The sequence below is a fragment of the Polaromonas sp. P1_F9 genome (genome assembly GCF_056405615.1).
In genome coordinates this window covers 296520-311312 of record NZ_JBFUBT010000002.1, presented here as the reverse complement: position 1 = coordinate 311312, position 14793 = coordinate 296520, and the positions used below count along the sequence as shown (strand labels likewise).

General features: G+C 60.6%; 14 protein-coding genes. All 14 read left to right on the top strand.

Annotated elements, in window-relative coordinates:
* Window positions 1-95 precede the first annotated feature (95 nt).
* The 14 genes from AC1DYR_RS06635 (at window position 96) to AC1DYR_RS06570 (ending at window position 14782) form a co-directional block, all read left to right on the top strand.
* Window positions 96-1349: an NADH-quinone oxidoreductase subunit D gene (locus AC1DYR_RS06635; protein ID WP_477704397.1), complete on the top strand. Its 1254-nt coding sequence runs from the start codon at window positions 96-98 to the stop codon at window positions 1347-1349.
* The gene (locus tag AC1DYR_RS06630; RefSeq protein WP_477704396.1) at window positions 1346-1870 is read left to right on the top strand and encodes a DUF2059 domain-containing protein; all 525 of its coding nucleotides are present in this window, start codon (window positions 1346-1348) and stop codon (window positions 1868-1870) included. Before AC1DYR_RS06635 ends, AC1DYR_RS06630 begins: the two co-directional genes overlap by 4 nt.
* Before the next feature lie 18 nt (window positions 1871-1888).
* Window positions 1889-2383 carry an NADH-quinone oxidoreductase subunit NuoE gene (gene nuoE / locus AC1DYR_RS06625; protein WP_477704395.1) on the top strand — a complete coding sequence of 165 codons (495 nt, stop codon included), beginning with the start codon at window positions 1889-1891 and terminating at the stop codon, window positions 2381-2383.
* Window positions 2380-3783 (top strand): NADH-quinone oxidoreductase subunit NuoF, encoded by a 1404-nt coding sequence (gene nuoF, locus AC1DYR_RS06620; protein ID WP_477704394.1) that lies wholly within the window; start codon window positions 2380-2382, stop codon window positions 3781-3783. The genes nuoE and nuoF overlap by 4 nt, the downstream gene beginning before the upstream one ends.
* Window positions 3784-3802: 19 nt before the next feature.
* Window positions 3803-5950: an NADH-quinone oxidoreductase subunit NuoG gene (nuoG, locus tag AC1DYR_RS06615; protein ID WP_477704393.1), complete on the top strand. Its 2148-nt coding sequence runs from the start codon at window positions 3803-3805 to the stop codon at window positions 5948-5950.
* On the top strand, window positions 5947-7020 hold the full coding sequence (gene nuoH / locus AC1DYR_RS06610; RefSeq protein WP_477704392.1) for an NADH-quinone oxidoreductase subunit NuoH: 1074 nt from the start codon (window positions 5947-5949) through the stop codon (window positions 7018-7020). The genes nuoG and nuoH overlap by 4 nt, the downstream gene beginning before the upstream one ends.
* A 139-nt stretch (window positions 7021-7159) precedes the next feature.
* Entirely contained in the window at window positions 7160-7657 is a 498-nt protein-coding gene (gene nuoI / locus AC1DYR_RS06605) for an NADH-quinone oxidoreductase subunit NuoI (RefSeq protein WP_436155269.1), read from the top strand.
* A gap of 38 nt (window positions 7658-7695) precedes the next feature.
* Window positions 7696-8349 carry an NADH-quinone oxidoreductase subunit J gene (locus AC1DYR_RS06600; protein ID WP_477704391.1) on the top strand — a complete coding sequence of 218 codons (654 nt, stop codon included), beginning with the start codon at window positions 7696-7698 and terminating at the stop codon, window positions 8347-8349.
* Window positions 8346-8654 carry an NADH-quinone oxidoreductase subunit NuoK gene (nuoK, locus tag AC1DYR_RS06595; protein ID WP_007864437.1) on the top strand — a complete coding sequence of 103 codons (309 nt, stop codon included), beginning with the start codon at window positions 8346-8348 and terminating at the stop codon, window positions 8652-8654. Before AC1DYR_RS06600 ends, nuoK begins: the two co-directional genes overlap by 4 nt.
* A gap of 144 nt (window positions 8655-8798) precedes the next feature.
* Window positions 8799-10820 (top strand): NADH-quinone oxidoreductase subunit L, encoded by a 2022-nt coding sequence (gene nuoL / locus AC1DYR_RS06590; protein WP_477704390.1) that lies wholly within the window; start codon window positions 8799-8801, stop codon window positions 10818-10820.
* 30 nt (window positions 10821-10850) lie between these two features.
* Window positions 10851-12326 carry an NADH-quinone oxidoreductase subunit M gene (locus AC1DYR_RS06585; RefSeq protein WP_477704389.1) on the top strand — a complete coding sequence of 492 codons (1476 nt, stop codon included), beginning with the start codon at window positions 10851-10853 and terminating at the stop codon, window positions 12324-12326.
* A 31-nt stretch (window positions 12327-12357) separates the two neighbouring features.
* A complete protein-coding gene (gene nuoN, locus AC1DYR_RS06580) occupies window positions 12358-13860 on the top strand; it encodes an NADH-quinone oxidoreductase subunit NuoN (RefSeq protein WP_477704388.1) in 1503 nt (500 codons plus the stop codon).
* A gap of 8 nt (window positions 13861-13868) precedes the next feature.
* Window positions 13869-14171 carry a DUF2818 family protein gene (locus tag AC1DYR_RS06575; RefSeq protein ID WP_457279055.1) on the top strand — a complete coding sequence of 101 codons (303 nt, stop codon included), beginning with the start codon at window positions 13869-13871 and terminating at the stop codon, window positions 14169-14171.
* Window positions 14168-14782 (top strand): NUDIX domain-containing protein, encoded by a 615-nt coding sequence (locus AC1DYR_RS06570; protein ID WP_477704387.1) that lies wholly within the window; start codon window positions 14168-14170, stop codon window positions 14780-14782. The genes AC1DYR_RS06575 and AC1DYR_RS06570 overlap by 4 nt, the downstream gene beginning before the upstream one ends.
* The last annotated feature ends 11 nt before the right edge of the window (window positions 14783-14793 follow it).

Below are 14793 nucleotides of genomic sequence, written 5' to 3'. Positions count from 1 at the left end.
CTTCGTGTGCTGCGCTGCCCCCCGAGGGGGCTTGCCTTGCTTGGGGCGGCCCGGCGCGGCGGCAGAGCGCCGGTTTTACAGAGTTTGACACCCACATGGCTGAAATCAAAAACTACACGCTCAACTTTGGGCCACAGCATCCCGCGGCGCACGGCGTGCTGCGCCTGGTGCTTGAACTCGACGGCGAAGTGATCCAGCGCGCTGACCCGCATATTGGCCTGCTGCACCGCGCAACCGAAAAACTCGCTGAAAGCAAGACCTACATCCAGTCGCTGCCCTACATGGACCGGCTGGACTACGTCTCCATGATGTCCAACGAGCAGGCCTACTGCCTGGCCATCGAGAAGCTGCTCGGTGTCGACGTGCCGGTGCGCGCGCAATACATCCGCGTGATGTACGCCGAAATCACGCGCTTGCTCAACCACCTGCTGTGGCTGGGCGCGCACGGTTTCGACTGCGGCGCGATGAACATCCTGATTTACTGCTTCCGCGAACGCGAGGCGCTGTTCGATATGTACGAGGCCGTCTCCGGCGCGCGCATGCATGCGGCCTACTTCCGCCCGGGCGGCGTCTACCGCGACTTGCCCGACAGCATGCCGCAGTACCGCGTCAGCAAGGTCAAGAACGCCAAGGCCATCGCCGCGCTCAACGAGAACCGCCAGGGTTCGCTGCTCGACTTCATCGAGGATTTCACCAACAAGTTCCCCGGTTATGTCGACGAATACGAAACCCTGCTGACCGACAACCGCATCTGGAAGCAGCGCACCGTCGGCGTGGGTGTCGTCTCACCGGAGCGCGCCCTCAACCTTGGCTTCACCGGCCCCATGCTGCGGGGTTCAGGTTTTGCCTGGGACCTGCGCAAGCAGCAGCCCTATGACGTCTACGACAAGATGGACTTTGACATCCCGGTTGGCAAGACCGGCGACTGCTATGACCGTTACCTGGTCCGCATCGAAGAGATGCGCCAGTCCAACCGTATCATCAAGCAGTGCATCGACTGGCTACGCGTGAACCCCGGTCCCGTGATCACCAGCAACCACAAAGTTGCCGCACCCGACCGCGAATCCATGAAGACCAACATGGAAGAGCTGATTCACCACTTCAAGCTCTTCACCGAAGGTTTCCACGTGCCCGAAGGCGAAGCCTATGCGGCGGTCGAGCACCCCAAGGGCGAGTTCGGTATCTATATCGTCAGCGACGGCGCCAACAAGCCCTATCGCCTCAAGATCCGTCCGCCGGGTTTTCCGCACCTCGCGGCTATGGACGAAATGTCGCGCGGCCACATGATCGCCGATGCCGTTGCCGTGATCGGCACCATGGATATTGTGTTTGGAGAGATTGACCGATGAATCGGTTATCCCGTTCGCTGTTGCTCTGTTTTTTTCTGCTCGGACTGCAGGTGGCACACGCGCAAACAGTTTCCGCGGAGGAGATGGAGAAACGTCGCGTGCTTGCCGTTCGCCTGATGGCCCAGACCGGATTCGACAAGATGTATGACACCATGGCCGACCAGATGGTCCCTCTGTTTGAGCCCATGTTGACGCAAATGCTGAAATCCAGCAATGCGCCCGAGCCGCTAAAAAAAGAATTTGTCTCGAAATTCTCGGCGAATTTTCTTCGTGAATTCAAGTCCACCGAAACAAAACAGCTTTATACCGATGCGGTAACGGGTATTTTGGCAAAAGACTACTCCATAGAAGAAATGGAGGCGTTATCCGCTTTTTATGCCACCCCATTAGCCCAGAAGATGCTCGCTCGTCAACCGCAACAGATGCAGGGTATCTTGCTTCAGGGTCGTGCGATTGGCGAGGCATCTGGGCGCAAGGCCGCAGCACAAACGCTAGAACAGATGGGCATAGGCAAACGCTAGTTGCGGATCGAAAATCATATGATTTCTGAACAAACCAGAGCGCGGTTCGACCGCGAAGTCGCTAAATACCCCGCGGACCAGAAGCAGTCGGCCGTCATGGCTTGCCTGACCATCCTGCAGGAAGAGCACGGCTACGTGAGCGCCGAAAGCGAGAAGGTCGTGGCCGAATACCTCGGTATGGCGCCAATCGCCGTGCATGAAGTCACCACCTTCTACAACATGTACAACCAGCGCCCCGTTGGCAAATACAAGCTCAGTGTCTGCACCAACCTGCCTTGCCAGTTGCGCGACGGCGCCAACGCGCTCAAGCACCTGGAGCACAAACTGGGCATCGCTATGGGTGAGACCAGCACCGATGGCCTTTTCACGCTGCAACAATCCGAATGCCTGGGCGCCTGTGCCGATTCTCCAGTGATGCTCGTCAACGACCTCACTATGTGCAGCTTCATGAGCAACGAGAAACTGGACCAGCTCATCGAAGGTCTTAAATCCGCCGAGGCAAAGCAACCATGACGCTCGCACCACTGACCCCCAACAGTGCAGCCGCGCAGAGCGTGCTGTCGCAGTTTTCAGCTACCGGCGTGCAGACCTGCTTTCACGGCCGGCACATTAATCCGCAAATCCTGGCCGACCTCGACGGCAGCAACTGGCGCCTCAAAGATTACGAAGCCCGTGGCGGCTACCAGGCTCTGCGCAAGATCCTCAAGCAGGACGGCGGCGAGGGCATGACGCCCGACCAGGTGATTGCCGAAGTCAAGGCCGGCAGCCTGCGCGGCCGCGGTGGCGCCGGTTTCCCGACCGGGCTCAAATGGAGCTTCATGCCGCGCCAGTTCCCGGGCCAGAAGTACCTGGTCTGCAACTCGGACGAGGGCGAACCAGGCACCTGCAAAGACCGCGACATCATGCAGTACAACCCGCACAGTGTGATCGAAGGCATGGCAATCGCCGCCTACGCCATGGGCATCAGCGTGGGCTACAACTACATCCACGGCGAAATATTCGCGACCTACCAGCGCTTTGAAGAAGCCCTGGAAGAAGCGCGCGCCGCCGGCCTGCTGGGCGACAACATTCTCGGCAGCGGCTACTGCTTCCAGCTTCATGCCTCGCACGGTTTCGGCGCCTACATCTGCGGCGAAGAAACCGCGCTGCTCGAGTCGCTCGAAGGCAAAAAAGGCCAGCCGCGCTTCAAGCCGCCGTTCCCGGCCAGCTTCGGCCTCTACGGCAAGCCCACCACCATCAACAACACCGAAACCTTCGCGGCCGTTCCGTGGATCATCCGCAACGGCGGCCAGGCCTACCTCGAATGCGGCAAGCCCAACAACGGCGGCACCAAAATCTATTCGGTCTCGGGTGACGTCGAGTTGCCGGGCAACTACGAAGTGCCCATGGGCACGCCGTTCTCCAGGCTGCTCGAACTCGCCGGCGGCGTGCGCAAGGGCCGCACGCTGAAGGCGGTGATTCCCGGCGGGTCTTCGGCGCCCGTGCTGCCCGCTTCCATCATGATGGAATGCACCATGGACTACGACTCCATCGCCAAGGCCGGCTCCATGCTGGGTTCGGGCGCGGTGATCGTGATGGATGACAGCCGCTGCATGGTCGAGTCGCTCAAGCGCCTGTCTTACTTCTACATGCACGAGTCCTGCGGCCAATGCACACCCTGCCGCGAAGGCACGGGCTGGCTCTGGCGCGTCGTGGATCGCATCCACAACGGTCACGGCAAGCAAACCGACATGGACCTGCTCAACTCGGTGGCCGACAACATCCAGGGCCGCACCATCTGCGCACTAGGCGATGCCGCGGCCATGCCGGTGCGCGCCATGATCAAGCATTTCCGCCATGAGTTTGAAGCCATGATCAAGACGCCAGCCCACCAGGCTCCCGCATCCCAAACTTCGGCCGCCGCGCAAGCCTGAGTCCCGGAAAGAAAAAAGTATGGTTGAAATAGAACTCGACGGCCAGAAGGTGGAAGTGCTTGAGGGAAGCACGGTGATGCATGCGGCCGAAAAAGCCGGCACCTACATTCCGCACTTCTGCTATCACAAGAAGCTCAGCATTGCCGCCAACTGCCGCATGTGCCTGGTCGATGTGGAGAAGGCGCCCAAGCCCATGCCGGCCTGCGCCACGCCGGTCACCCAAGGCATGATCGTGCGCACCAAGAACGACAAAGCCATCAAGGCCCAGAAGGGCGTGATGGAGTTCCTGCTGATCAACCACCCGCTGGACTGCCCGATCTGCGACCAGGGCGGCGAATGCCAGCTGCAGGACCTGGCCGTCGGTTACGGCGGCAGCGAATCGCGCTACGAAGAAGAAAAGCGCGTGGTCTTCCACAAGGACGTCGGCCCGCTGATCTCCATGCAGGAAATGAGCCGCTGCATCCATTGCACGCGCTGCGTGCGTTTCGGCCAGGAAGTGGCCGGCGTGATGGAGCTCGGCATGTCGCATCGCGGCGAGCACGCCGAAATCGAAACCTTCGTCGGCATGTCGGTGGACTCCGAACTGTCCGGCAATATGATTGACATCTGCCCGGTCGGCGCACTGACCAGCAAGCCTTTCCGTTACAGCGCCCGCACCTGGGAACTGTCGCGCCGCAAGTCGGTCAGCCCGCACGACTCGACCGGCGCCAACCTGATCGTTCAGGTCAAGAGCAACAAGGTCATGCGCGTGGTGCCCCTGGAGAACGAAGACGTCAACGAATGCTGGATCGCCGACCGCGATCGCTTCTCGTATGAAGCCCTCAACGGCGACGAGCGCCTGACCAGCCCCATGCTCAAGCAGGGCGGTGAATGGAAGGCCGTCGACTGGCAGACCGCGCTTGAATACGTGGCCAACGGCCTCAAGCAGATCAAGGCCGACCACGGCGCGGGCAGCATCGGCACCCTGGCCAGCCCGCACAGCACACTCGAAGAGCTCTACCTCGCTGCTTCCCTCATGCGCGGCCTGGGCAGCGACAACATCGATTACCGACTGCGTAACGCCGAATTCGCCGCACCTTCGGCCATCCGCTGGCTGGGCACCTCTATCGCTTCGCTGTCGCAGCTGCAGCGCGTGCTCGTGGTCGGTTCCAACCTGCGCAAGGACCATCCGCTGTTCGCGCAGCGCATACGCCAGGCCGTCCGCAAGGGTGGGGCGCTAAGCACCATCAATTCCACCACTGAACTCGCGGGTGCAGAGGCCTGGGCCATGCCTATCGCCAACACGCTGCTGGCGGCGCCTGAAGCCTGGGCCCAGTCCCTGGCTGATGTGGCCGCCGCGATTGCCGCCGACAAGGGCGTCACCGCGCCCGCCGCCGGCCAGGCCACCGACGCCGCCAAGGCCATCGCCAAGTCCCTGCTGGGTGGCGAGCGCAAAGCCATCCTGCTGGGCAATGCCGCGGCGCACCACGCCAAAGCCTCCAGCCTGCTGGCACTCGCCAACTGGATAGGCACACAAACCGGCGCCACCGTGGGTTACCTCACGGAAGCTGCCAACACCGTGGGCGCACAACTCGCCGGCGCCTTGCCGGCAGGCAATGGCCTCAATGCAGGCCAGATGCTGGAGGGCCAGCTCAAGGCCGTGATCCTGCTCAACAACGAACCCGAGTTTGACTCGGCCGCCGGCGCCAGGGCCAAGTCCTCGCTGAACGCCGCGCAGATGGTTGTGACGTTGAGCCCCTTCAAGGCCAACATGGCTTTTAGCGATGTGCTGCTGCCGATCGCGCCTTTCACCGAAACTCCCGGTACGTTCGTGAACGCCGAAGGCCGGGTGCAAGGTTTCCACGCCGTCGTCAAGCCGCTGGGCGATGCCCGTCCGGCCTGGAAGGTGCTGCGCGTGCTCGCCAACGTGCTGGGCTTGCCCGGCTTTGATTTCGAATCGTCGCAGGACGTGCTCAAGCAGGTCGCGGGTGCCGATGCGGCGGAGCTTCCCGCGGACAAGCTCGGCAACAGCACCCAGGCCGCTATCGACCTGTCGGGGGCTTCCTCCCACACGCCAGCCGTGGCCAGCATTTACCAGCTCGACGGGCTGGTCAGGCGCGCCACATCGCTGCAGCTGACGGCGGATGCCCGCCAGGCCGCCGCCAAGCTCGAAGGAGTGACGGCATGATTGATGGAATCTTCGCGTTTGGCCAGGGTTTGATGGGCGGCATCTGGCCGGCCACGGTATGGCCTGTGTTGTGGACCCTCATCAAGATCGTCTGCGTGCTGCTGCCGCTGATGGGCCTCGTGGCTTACCTCACCTTGTGGGAGCGCAAGGCCATCGGCTTCACCCAGATCCGCCTTGGGCCCAACCGCGTCGGGCCTTTCGGTCTGCTGCAGCCGATTGCCGATGCGCTCAAGCTGCTGACCAAGGAAATCATCATTCCCACGGCGGCCAGCAAGGGCCTGTTCGTGCTCGGCCCCATCATGACCATCATGCCGGCCCTGGCCGCCTGGGCCGTGATTCCCTTCGGGCCTGAGATTGCGCTGGCGAACATCAACGCCGGCCTGCTGTTCCTGATGGCCATCACCTCGCTGGAAGTCTATGGCGTGATCATCGCGGGCTGGGCTTCGAACTCCAAGTACGCCTTCCTCGGCGCCATGCGCGCTTCGGCCCAAATGGTCAGCTATGAAATCGCCATGGGCTTTTGCCTGGTGGTGGTGCTCATGGTTTCGGGCAGTCTCAACATGACCGACATCGTGATGAGCCAGGGCAAGGGTATGCTGGCCAGCCATGGCTGGATTTTCCTGTCGTGGAACTGGTTGCCGCTGCTGCCGATTTTTGTGGTGTACTTCATCTCCGGCCTGGCCGAGACCAACCGCCATCCCTTCGACGTCGTCGAAGGCGAGTCCGAAATCGTGGCCGGCCATATGGTTGAGTACTCCGGCATGGCTTTCGCGATGTTCTTCCTTGCCGAATACGCGAACATGTGGCTTGTTGCCATCCTGGCGGTGCTGCTGTTCCTCGGCGGCTGGCTGCCCCCGGTCGAAGCCCTGAGCTTCATCCCGGGCTGGATCTGGCTGGGCGCCAAGACCTTTGTCGTGGTCACCATGTTCCTGTGGGTGCGCGCCACCTTCCCGCGCTTTCGTTATGACCAGATCATGCGTTTGGGCTGGAAGATCTTCATTCCTGTCACCCTCGTGTGGCTGGTGGTGGTTGGCGCCTGGATGCAGACGCCGTACAACATCTGGAAGTAGATATGGCCCCCACGCTTTTCACTTCGTGTAATGCGCTGCCCCCCGAGGGGGCCGCTGCGCCTGCGGTCTGGCAAAGCCAGTCCCGCGGCCCTGGCTGGAATAGAACCCCCTATATGGCTCAGTTGAGCAGGAAATCATCATGAGTGCCGTAGCTTCCATCAAAGACTTTGCGTCGAGCTTCATGCTCACCGAGCTGTTCAAGGGCATGGCCCTGACCGGCAAGTACATGTTCAGCCGCAAGATCACGGTTCAGTTTCCTGAGGAAAAGACCCCGCTGAGCCCGCGTTTTCGCGGCCTGCATGCGCTGCGCCGCTATGAAAACGGCGAAGAGCGCTGCATCGCCTGCAAGCTCTGTGAAGCGGTGTGCCCGGCGATGGCCATCACCATTGAGTCCGACGTGCGTGAAGACGGCAGCCGCCGCACCTCGCGCTACGACATCGATCTGACCAAGTGCATCTTCTGCGGTTTCTGCGAAGAAAGCTGCCCGGTCGACTCCATCGTCGAGACCCATATCTTTGAATACCACGGCGAAAAGCGCGGCGACCTGTATTTCACCAAAGAGATGTTGCTGGCCGTGGGCGACCGGTATGAATCCGAAATTGCCGCCAACCGCGCGGCTGATGCCAAGTACCGCTGAACCCCAGGCTACTGGCTCAAGAAAGAATCCACCACAACATGGACGCTAAATCACTTCTTTTTTATGTTTTCGCTTTGGTGCTGCTATTCGCGGCATTCAAGGTGATTACTGCGCGCAACCCGGTGCACGCGGCGCTTTACCTCGTGCTGGCATTCTTCCAGGCGTCCGCCGTCTGGATATTGCTCAAGGCCGAGTTCCTGGCGATCACATTGGTGCTGGTCTATGTGGGCGCCGTGATGGTGCTGTTCCTGTTCGTCGTGATGATGCTGGACATCAACATCGACAGCGTCCGTAAGGGGTTCTGGAAACATTTCCCGCTGGCCGGTGGCGTCGGTGCCATCATCGCGCTGGAAATGTCATATGTGCTGATGGGTGGCTTCCGTGAGCCGCCCAAGGTGGCGACGGCCGCGGGGCAGATAGGCGCACAAGTCTCCAACACCAAGGAGCTCGGCAAGCTGCTGTACTCCGAATACCTCTATCCGCTGGAAGTCGCCGCGGTGATCCTGCTGGTGGCCATCATTGCCGCCATCGCGCTGACCCTGCGCGCCCGCAAGGATTCCAAGTACCAGAATCCTTCAGAGCAGATCCGGGTCAAGCGCTCGGACCGCGTGAGCCTGGTCAAGATGAAATCAGTCGTGGCCGCACCGGTGGTTGCCGCGGCCCCCGCAGCCGCCGAGGAGAAGAAGGCATGACGCTCACCCTGGGACATTTTCTTTCGCTGGGCGCGATGCTGTTCGCGTTGTCGGTCATCGGCATCTTCCTGAACCGCAAAAACCTGATCGTGCTGTTGATGGCCATCGAGCTCATGCTGCTGGCGGTCAACATGAATTTCGTGGCCTTCTCCTACTACCTGAACGACATGGCCGGCCAGGTATTCGTGTTTTTCATTCTGACCGTCGCCGCGGCCGAATCGGCCATAGGCCTGGCCATCCTGGTGCTGCTGTTCCGCAACAAGTCCAGCATCAACGTAGACGAACTCAATACGCTCCAGGGCTAATGATGACACTCCCCCCCGAAGCGGCCTCCGGCCGCCTCCCCCTCGAGGGGGCGCCGCTAACGGCCCGGCAAAGCCGGTTCCGTGGCGGCCCTGGCATGGCTTCCTTGTTTGCCTGCGCAACTTGCTCGGCGGAAAAAAACTGATATGGCATCCACCCTTAACGCTTCAACTCTGCTGGCCGTCCCGCTGGCGCCGCTGGCCGGCGCCCTGGCGGCCGGTATCCTCGGCACTTCCTTTGGCGGCAACTGGATAGGCCGGCGCCTGTCGCACACCCTCACCATCCTCGGCGTGCTAGTGGCTTTCATCATTTCGGCAATGACGCTCAAGAGCGTGGCCATCGATGGCGCGCGCTTCAACGAGACGCTCTACACCTGGATGAACGTCGGCGGCCTGAAGATGGAAATCGGCTTCCTGGTTGACGGCCTTACGGCCATGATGATGTGCGTGGTGACCTTTGTGTCGCTCATGGTGCACATCTACACCATAGGCTACATGGAAGAAGATGAGGGCTACAACCGCTTCTTCGCCTACATCTCGCTGTTCACCTTCTCCATGCTGATGCTGGTGATGAGCAACAACATGCTGCAGCTGTTCTTTGGCTGGGAGGCCGTGGGTCTGGTGTCTTACCTGCTGATCGGCTTCTGGTTCAACAAGCCGACCGCCATCTTCGCGAACATGAAGGCCTTCCTCGTCAACCGCGTGGGCGACTTCGGTTTCATCCTCGGCATTGGCCTGATCGCTGCCTATGCCGGCACACTGAACTACGGCGAGGCCTTTGCCAAGGCCGGCGAGCTTTCCAAGCTGAGCTTCCCGGGCACCGGCTGGATGCTGGTGACCGTGATCTGCATCTGCCTCTTCATTGGCGCCATGGGCAAGTCCGCCCAGTTTCCGCTGCACGTCTGGCTGCCCGATTCCATGGAAGGCCCGACCCCGATCTCCGCACTGATTCACGCAGCGACCATGGTGACGGCGGGCATCTTCATGGTGGCACGCATGTCGCCGCTGTTCGAACTCAGCGACACAGCGCTCAGTTTCATCATGGTGATTGGCGCCATCACGGCGCTGTTCATGGGCTTTCTCGGCATCATCCAGAACGACATCAAGCGCGTGGTCGCATATTCCACGCTCTCGCAGCTGGGCTACATGACGGTGGCGCTGGGTGCTTCGGCTTATTCCGTTGCGGTGTTCCACCTGATGACGCACGCTTTCTTCAAGGCGCTGCTGTTCCTGGCAGCAGGCTCGGTCATCATCGGCATGCACCACAACCAGGACATCCGCTGGATGGGCGGCGTGCGCAAGTACATGCCTATCACCTGGATCACCTCGTTGCTGGGTACGCTGGCCTTGATCGGCACGCCGTTGTTCGCGGGGTTTTACTCCAAGGACAGCATCATTGAAGCTGTGCATGAAAGCCACCTGGTCGGTGCCGGTTTTGCGTATTTCGCGGTGCTGGCGGGCGTTTTTGTGACGGCTTTCTATTCGTTCCGCCTGTATTTCCTGGTGTTCCACGGCAAGGAACGTTTTGACCAGAACCCCGACGCGCACCATGGCCACGACGACCACGGACACCATGATGAGCACCACGAGCCGCACGAATCCCCCTGGGTCGTCACGGTGCCGCTGATCCTGCTGGCAATTCCGTCGGTGGTCATCGGCTTCATGACGATTGAGCCCATGCTGTACGGCGACTTCTTCAAGGATGCCATCCTGGTGAACCTCGAGAAGCACCCCGCCATGGAAGAGCTCAAGCAACTGTTCCGCGGCCCGGCGCAAATGGCTCTGCACGGCCTCATGTCGCCGCCGTTCTGGCTGGCCCTGTCGGGTTCGGTGCTGGCCTGGTACATGTACATGATCAACCCGGCCCTGCCGACCGCGATCAAGCGCATGTGCATGCCGGTCTTTACGCTGCTCGAGAACAAGTACTACCTCGACTGGTTCAATGAAAACGTGCTGGCCCGGGGCACGCGTGCACTCGGTACCGCGCTGTGGAAGGGTGGTGACCAGAAGCTGATCGACGGCGCGCTGGTCAACGGTTCATGGAAGCTGGTCGGCTGGGTTTCCGGCATCGTGCGCAGGCTGCAGTCCGGCTACATCTATCACTATGCCTTCGGCATGATCATTGGCGTGTTTGTGTTGATGACGTATTTCGTCTGGCTCAATCGCTGATCAGTTCAACAAAATCAAGGAAGAACAAGAATGGGTTTGTTGAGTCTTGCGATCTGGACGCCGATTGTTTTCGGTGTGGTTCTGCTGGCGCTGGGCCGTGACGAGCAGGCGCGCAGCGTTCGCTGGGTCGCGCTGATAGGTGCGGTCGTCAGTTTCCTGGTGACGCTGCCTTTGTACAGCGGTTTTCAGCTGGACACGTCGGCTATGCAGTTTGTCGAAAAGGGCAGCTGGATCCAGCGGTTTAATGTCAATTACCACGTGGGTGTTGACGGCATTTCGCTGTGGTTTGTGCTCTTGACGGCCTTTATCAATGTGGTGGTCATTATCGCCAGCTGGGAAGCCATCACCACGCGCGTGAACCAGTACATGGCTTCTTTCCTGATACTCAGCGGGCTCATGATCGGCGTGTTTGCGGCACTTGACGGCATCCTGTTTTACGTGTTCTTCGAGGCCACACTGATCCCGATGTACCTGATCATCGGCATCTGGGGCGGGCCCAACAAGATCTACGCGGCCTTCAAGTTTTTCCTGTACACATTGCTGGGCTCCCTGCTTATGCTGGTGGCACTGATTTTCCTGTACAACAAGTCTGGCGGCAGCTTCGACATCCTGACCTGGCACAAGCTGCCCCTGGGCAGCACGGTGCAGACATTGCTGTTCTTCGCCTTCTTCGCGGCCTTTGCCGTCAAGGTGCCGATGTGGCCGGTCCACACCTGGCTGCCCGACGTGCACGTTGAAGCCCCCACCGGTGGTTCCGCCGTGCTGGCCGCCATCATGCTGAAGCTGGGCGCTTACGGTTTCCTGCGCTTCTCGATGCCCATCGCCCCGGATGCCGCGCATGAATGGGCCTGGTTGATGATTGCCCTGTCGCTGATCGCCGTCGTCTACGTCGGCTTGGTGGCACTGGTGCAGCAGGACATGAAAAAGCTGGTGGCTTATTCGTCAGTGGCTCACATGGGCTTTGTTACCCTGGGCTTTTTCATCTTCAACGACCTGGGCGTCTCCGGCGGTATCGTGCAGATGATCGCCCACGGCTTTGTGTCGGGTGCCATGTTCCTGTGTATCGGCGTGCTGTACGACCGCGTTCATTCCCGGGAAATTGCCAGCTACGGCGGCGTTGTCAACACCATGCCCAAGTTTGCGGCCTTTGCGCTGCTGTTTGCCATGGCCAATTGCGGCCTGCCGGCCACGGCCGGTTTCGTCGGCGAGTGGATGGTGATTCTGGGCGCGGTCAAATACAACTTCTGGATAGGTGGCGCAGCAGCGACGGCACTCATATTTGGCGCGGCCTACACCCTGTGGATGTACAAGCGCGTTTACCTGGGCCCCGTGGTCAATGACGACGTCAAGGCGCTCACCGATATCAACAGCCGCGAATTCCTGATGCTGGCGTTGCTGGCTATCGCTGTGCTGTACATGGGCATCTATCCCAAGCCGTTTACCGATGTGATGAATACTTCAGTGGCGGACCTGCTCAAGCACGTCGCGGCCTCCAAACTGAACTGAAGATGAACCGACGCAACTACAAAGAATTCAGATGATTGACAAACTCTCCTGGATCACGGTTTATCCGGAAATCGTCCTCCTGACCATGGCCTGCGTGATTGCGCTGGTGGACCTGGGCGTCAAGACGCCGCAGCGTACGCTAACCTACGTGCTCACCCTGTTGACCCTGGCCATCGTGGCCGCCATGGAGGCCGCCTACGCATCTGGAGGCCAGACCTTCTACGGCTTTGGCAACATGGTTGTCACCGACCCCATGGGCGGCTGGCTCAAGTGCTTTGCCTGCATCACCGTCATGATCACGCTGGTCTACGGCCGCCCGTATGCCGCGGAACGCGACATGTTGCGCGGCGGTGAGATCTTCACGCTCAGCCTGTTCGCGTTGCTGGGCATGTTCGTCATGATCTCGGGCCACAACTTCCTCGTGATCTACATGGGCCTGGAATTGCTGACGCTGTCCAGCTATGCGCTGGTGGCCCTGCGCCGCGACAATGCCACCGCCACCGAAGCCGCCATGAAGTACTTCGTGCTGGGCGCGCTGGCCTCGGGTTTCCTGCTGTATGGTCTTTCGATGCTGTATGGTGCCACCGGCTCCCTGGACCTCAACGAAGTATTCAACGCCATCGCCAGCCGCCAGGTCAGGCACCAGGTGCTGATTTTCGGCCTGGTCTTCATCGTGGCCGGCTTGGCCTTCAAGCTGGGCGCCGTGCCTTTCCACATGTGGCTGCCAGACGTCTACCAGGGCGCTCCTACCGCGGTGACATTGCTGATTGGCGGTGCCCCGCAGCTCGCGGCCTTTGCGATCTGTATCCGCCTGCTGGTCGAAGGCCTGCTGCCGCTGGCAATTGACTGGCAGCAGATGCTGGCCCTGATGGCCATAGGCTCATTGCTGGTCGGCAACCTGGCCGCCATCGCCCAGTCCAACCTCAAGCGCATGCTGGCGTTCTCCACCATCTCGCAAATGGGTTTCCTGTTGCTCGGCCTGCTGGCCGGCGTGGTTAACGGTAACCAGCTCAACACCGAATCGGCCTACAGCGCGGCAATGTTCTACGCGCTGACTTATGTGCTCACCACCCTGGGTGCTTTCGGCATCATCATGCTGCTGGCGCGCGCCGGGCACGAGTCCGAAGAGATCGTCGATCTGGCCGGCCTGAACCAGCGCAGCCCGTTGTATGCCGGTGTGATGGCGATCAGCATGTTCTCGCTGGCCGGCCTGCCGCCACTGGTGGGTTTTTATGCCAAGCTGTCCGTCCTGCAGGCGCTGATTTCCTCGCAACAAACCAGCTACATTGTGCTGGCCGTTTTTGCGGTGATCATGTCGCTGGTAGGCGCCTTTTATTACTTGCGCGTGGTCAAGGTCATGTACTTTGATGCACCACTCAGCCACAACGCCCAGCCGGTTTCTGCGCCGGCAGATGCCAAGGCAGTGCTGGCCATCAATGGTGCGCTCATCCTGATCCTGGGCATCATGCCTGGCGGTTTGATGACCCTGTGCGCGCAGTCCATCAGCAGCATCGTCAAATCACTGGGTAGCTGACCCCTGCCATGACCCAAACTGCTTCAGTCTGGCTGGTCGTGCTGCTGGCCTTGCTGGCAGCCAACCTGCCTTTCATCAGCAATCGCCTGTTCGCGGTCTACGCGCTCAAGTTGCCGAAAAACCTGGCGATCAGGGCCGCAGAGCTGGTGGTCTGGTACCTGGTTGTCGGCGGTCTGGGTTTATACCTTGAGCAGCGGAGCGGCCAGATTGCTCCGCAAGGCTGGGAGTTCTATGCCATCACCGGCACGCTCTTCATCACCTTTGCGTTTCCCGGATTCACCTGGCGCTACCTGTTCAAGCACCGCCCATGAGCGCATCTTCCGGTCCTGATCAAGCCAGTGCAATTGCCGACGCGCACCTCGTCGAAACCTGCGTCGACTCGGTCGAGATCCTGAGAGGGAATTTCCTGCATGCCTTGCGTGATACCGTCAGGCTGCCCGACGGCAGCCAGGCAACGCGCGAATACGTTATTCACTCCGGTGCCGTGATGATCGTGGCGCAACTGGACGACGGGCGTCTGGTGCTGGAGCGTCAGTATCGCTATCCCATGCGTGCCGTGATGGTGGAGTTTCCCGCGGGCAAGCTCGATCCAGGCGAAGGCGCGCTGGCCTGCGCCCAGCGTGAACTGCTGGAGGAAACCGGTTACACCGCGCGTGAGTGGGCGAGGGCAGGCGTGCTGCATCCGGTGATCTCCTATTCCACCGAATTTATTGACATCTGGTTTGCGCGCGGGTTGACCCTCGGCCAGCGCAAGCTGGATGCCGGGGAGTTTCTGGACGTCTTTACGGCAACACTCCCTGAGCTTCTTGCCTGGTGCGCCAGCGGCGAGGTCACGGATGCAAAAACATTGACAGGCGCGCTGTGGTTGCAAAACGTGCTGTCCGGCGCGTGGGCTTTGGACTGGCAAGCTGCAACAGCCTGATCCCCCGGCGA

What these genes read in the sequence shown, in the direction of transcription:
- AC1DYR_RS06630 (WP_477704396.1), top strand. Translation starts at nt 1,346, where the DNA reads ATGAATCGGTTATCCCGTTCGCTGTTGCTCTGTTTTTTTCTGCTCGGA.
- nuoN (WP_477704388.1), top strand. Translation starts at nt 12,358, where the DNA reads ATGATTGACAAACTCTCCTGGATCACGGTTTATCCGGAAATCGTCCTC.
- nuoK (WP_007864437.1), top strand. Translation starts at nt 8,346, where the DNA reads ATGACGCTCACCCTGGGACATTTTCTTTCGCTGGGCGCGATGCTGTTC.
- AC1DYR_RS06635 (WP_477704397.1), top strand. Translation starts at nt 96, where the DNA reads ATGGCTGAAATCAAAAACTACACGCTCAACTTTGGGCCACAGCATCCC.
- nuoG (WP_477704393.1), top strand. Translation starts at nt 3,803, where the DNA reads ATGGTTGAAATAGAACTCGACGGCCAGAAGGTGGAAGTGCTTGAGGGA.
- AC1DYR_RS06600 (WP_477704391.1), top strand. Translation starts at nt 7,696, where the DNA reads ATGGACGCTAAATCACTTCTTTTTTATGTTTTCGCTTTGGTGCTGCTA.
- nuoL (WP_477704390.1), top strand. Translation starts at nt 8,799, where the DNA reads ATGGCATCCACCCTTAACGCTTCAACTCTGCTGGCCGTCCCGCTGGCG.
- nuoE (WP_477704395.1), top strand. Translation starts at nt 1,889, where the DNA reads ATGATTTCTGAACAAACCAGAGCGCGGTTCGACCGCGAAGTCGCTAAA.
- nuoH (WP_477704392.1), top strand. Translation starts at nt 5,947, where the DNA reads ATGATTGATGGAATCTTCGCGTTTGGCCAGGGTTTGATGGGCGGCATC.
- nuoI (WP_436155269.1), top strand. Translation starts at nt 7,160, where the DNA reads ATGAGTGCCGTAGCTTCCATCAAAGACTTTGCGTCGAGCTTCATGCTC.
- AC1DYR_RS06575 (WP_457279055.1), top strand. Translation starts at nt 13,869, where the DNA reads ATGACCCAAACTGCTTCAGTCTGGCTGGTCGTGCTGCTGGCCTTGCTG.
- AC1DYR_RS06585 (WP_477704389.1), top strand. Translation starts at nt 10,851, where the DNA reads ATGGGTTTGTTGAGTCTTGCGATCTGGACGCCGATTGTTTTCGGTGTG.
- AC1DYR_RS06570 (WP_477704387.1), top strand. Translation starts at nt 14,168, where the DNA reads ATGAGCGCATCTTCCGGTCCTGATCAAGCCAGTGCAATTGCCGACGCG.
- nuoF (WP_477704394.1), top strand. Translation starts at nt 2,380, where the DNA reads ATGACGCTCGCACCACTGACCCCCAACAGTGCAGCCGCGCAGAGCGTG.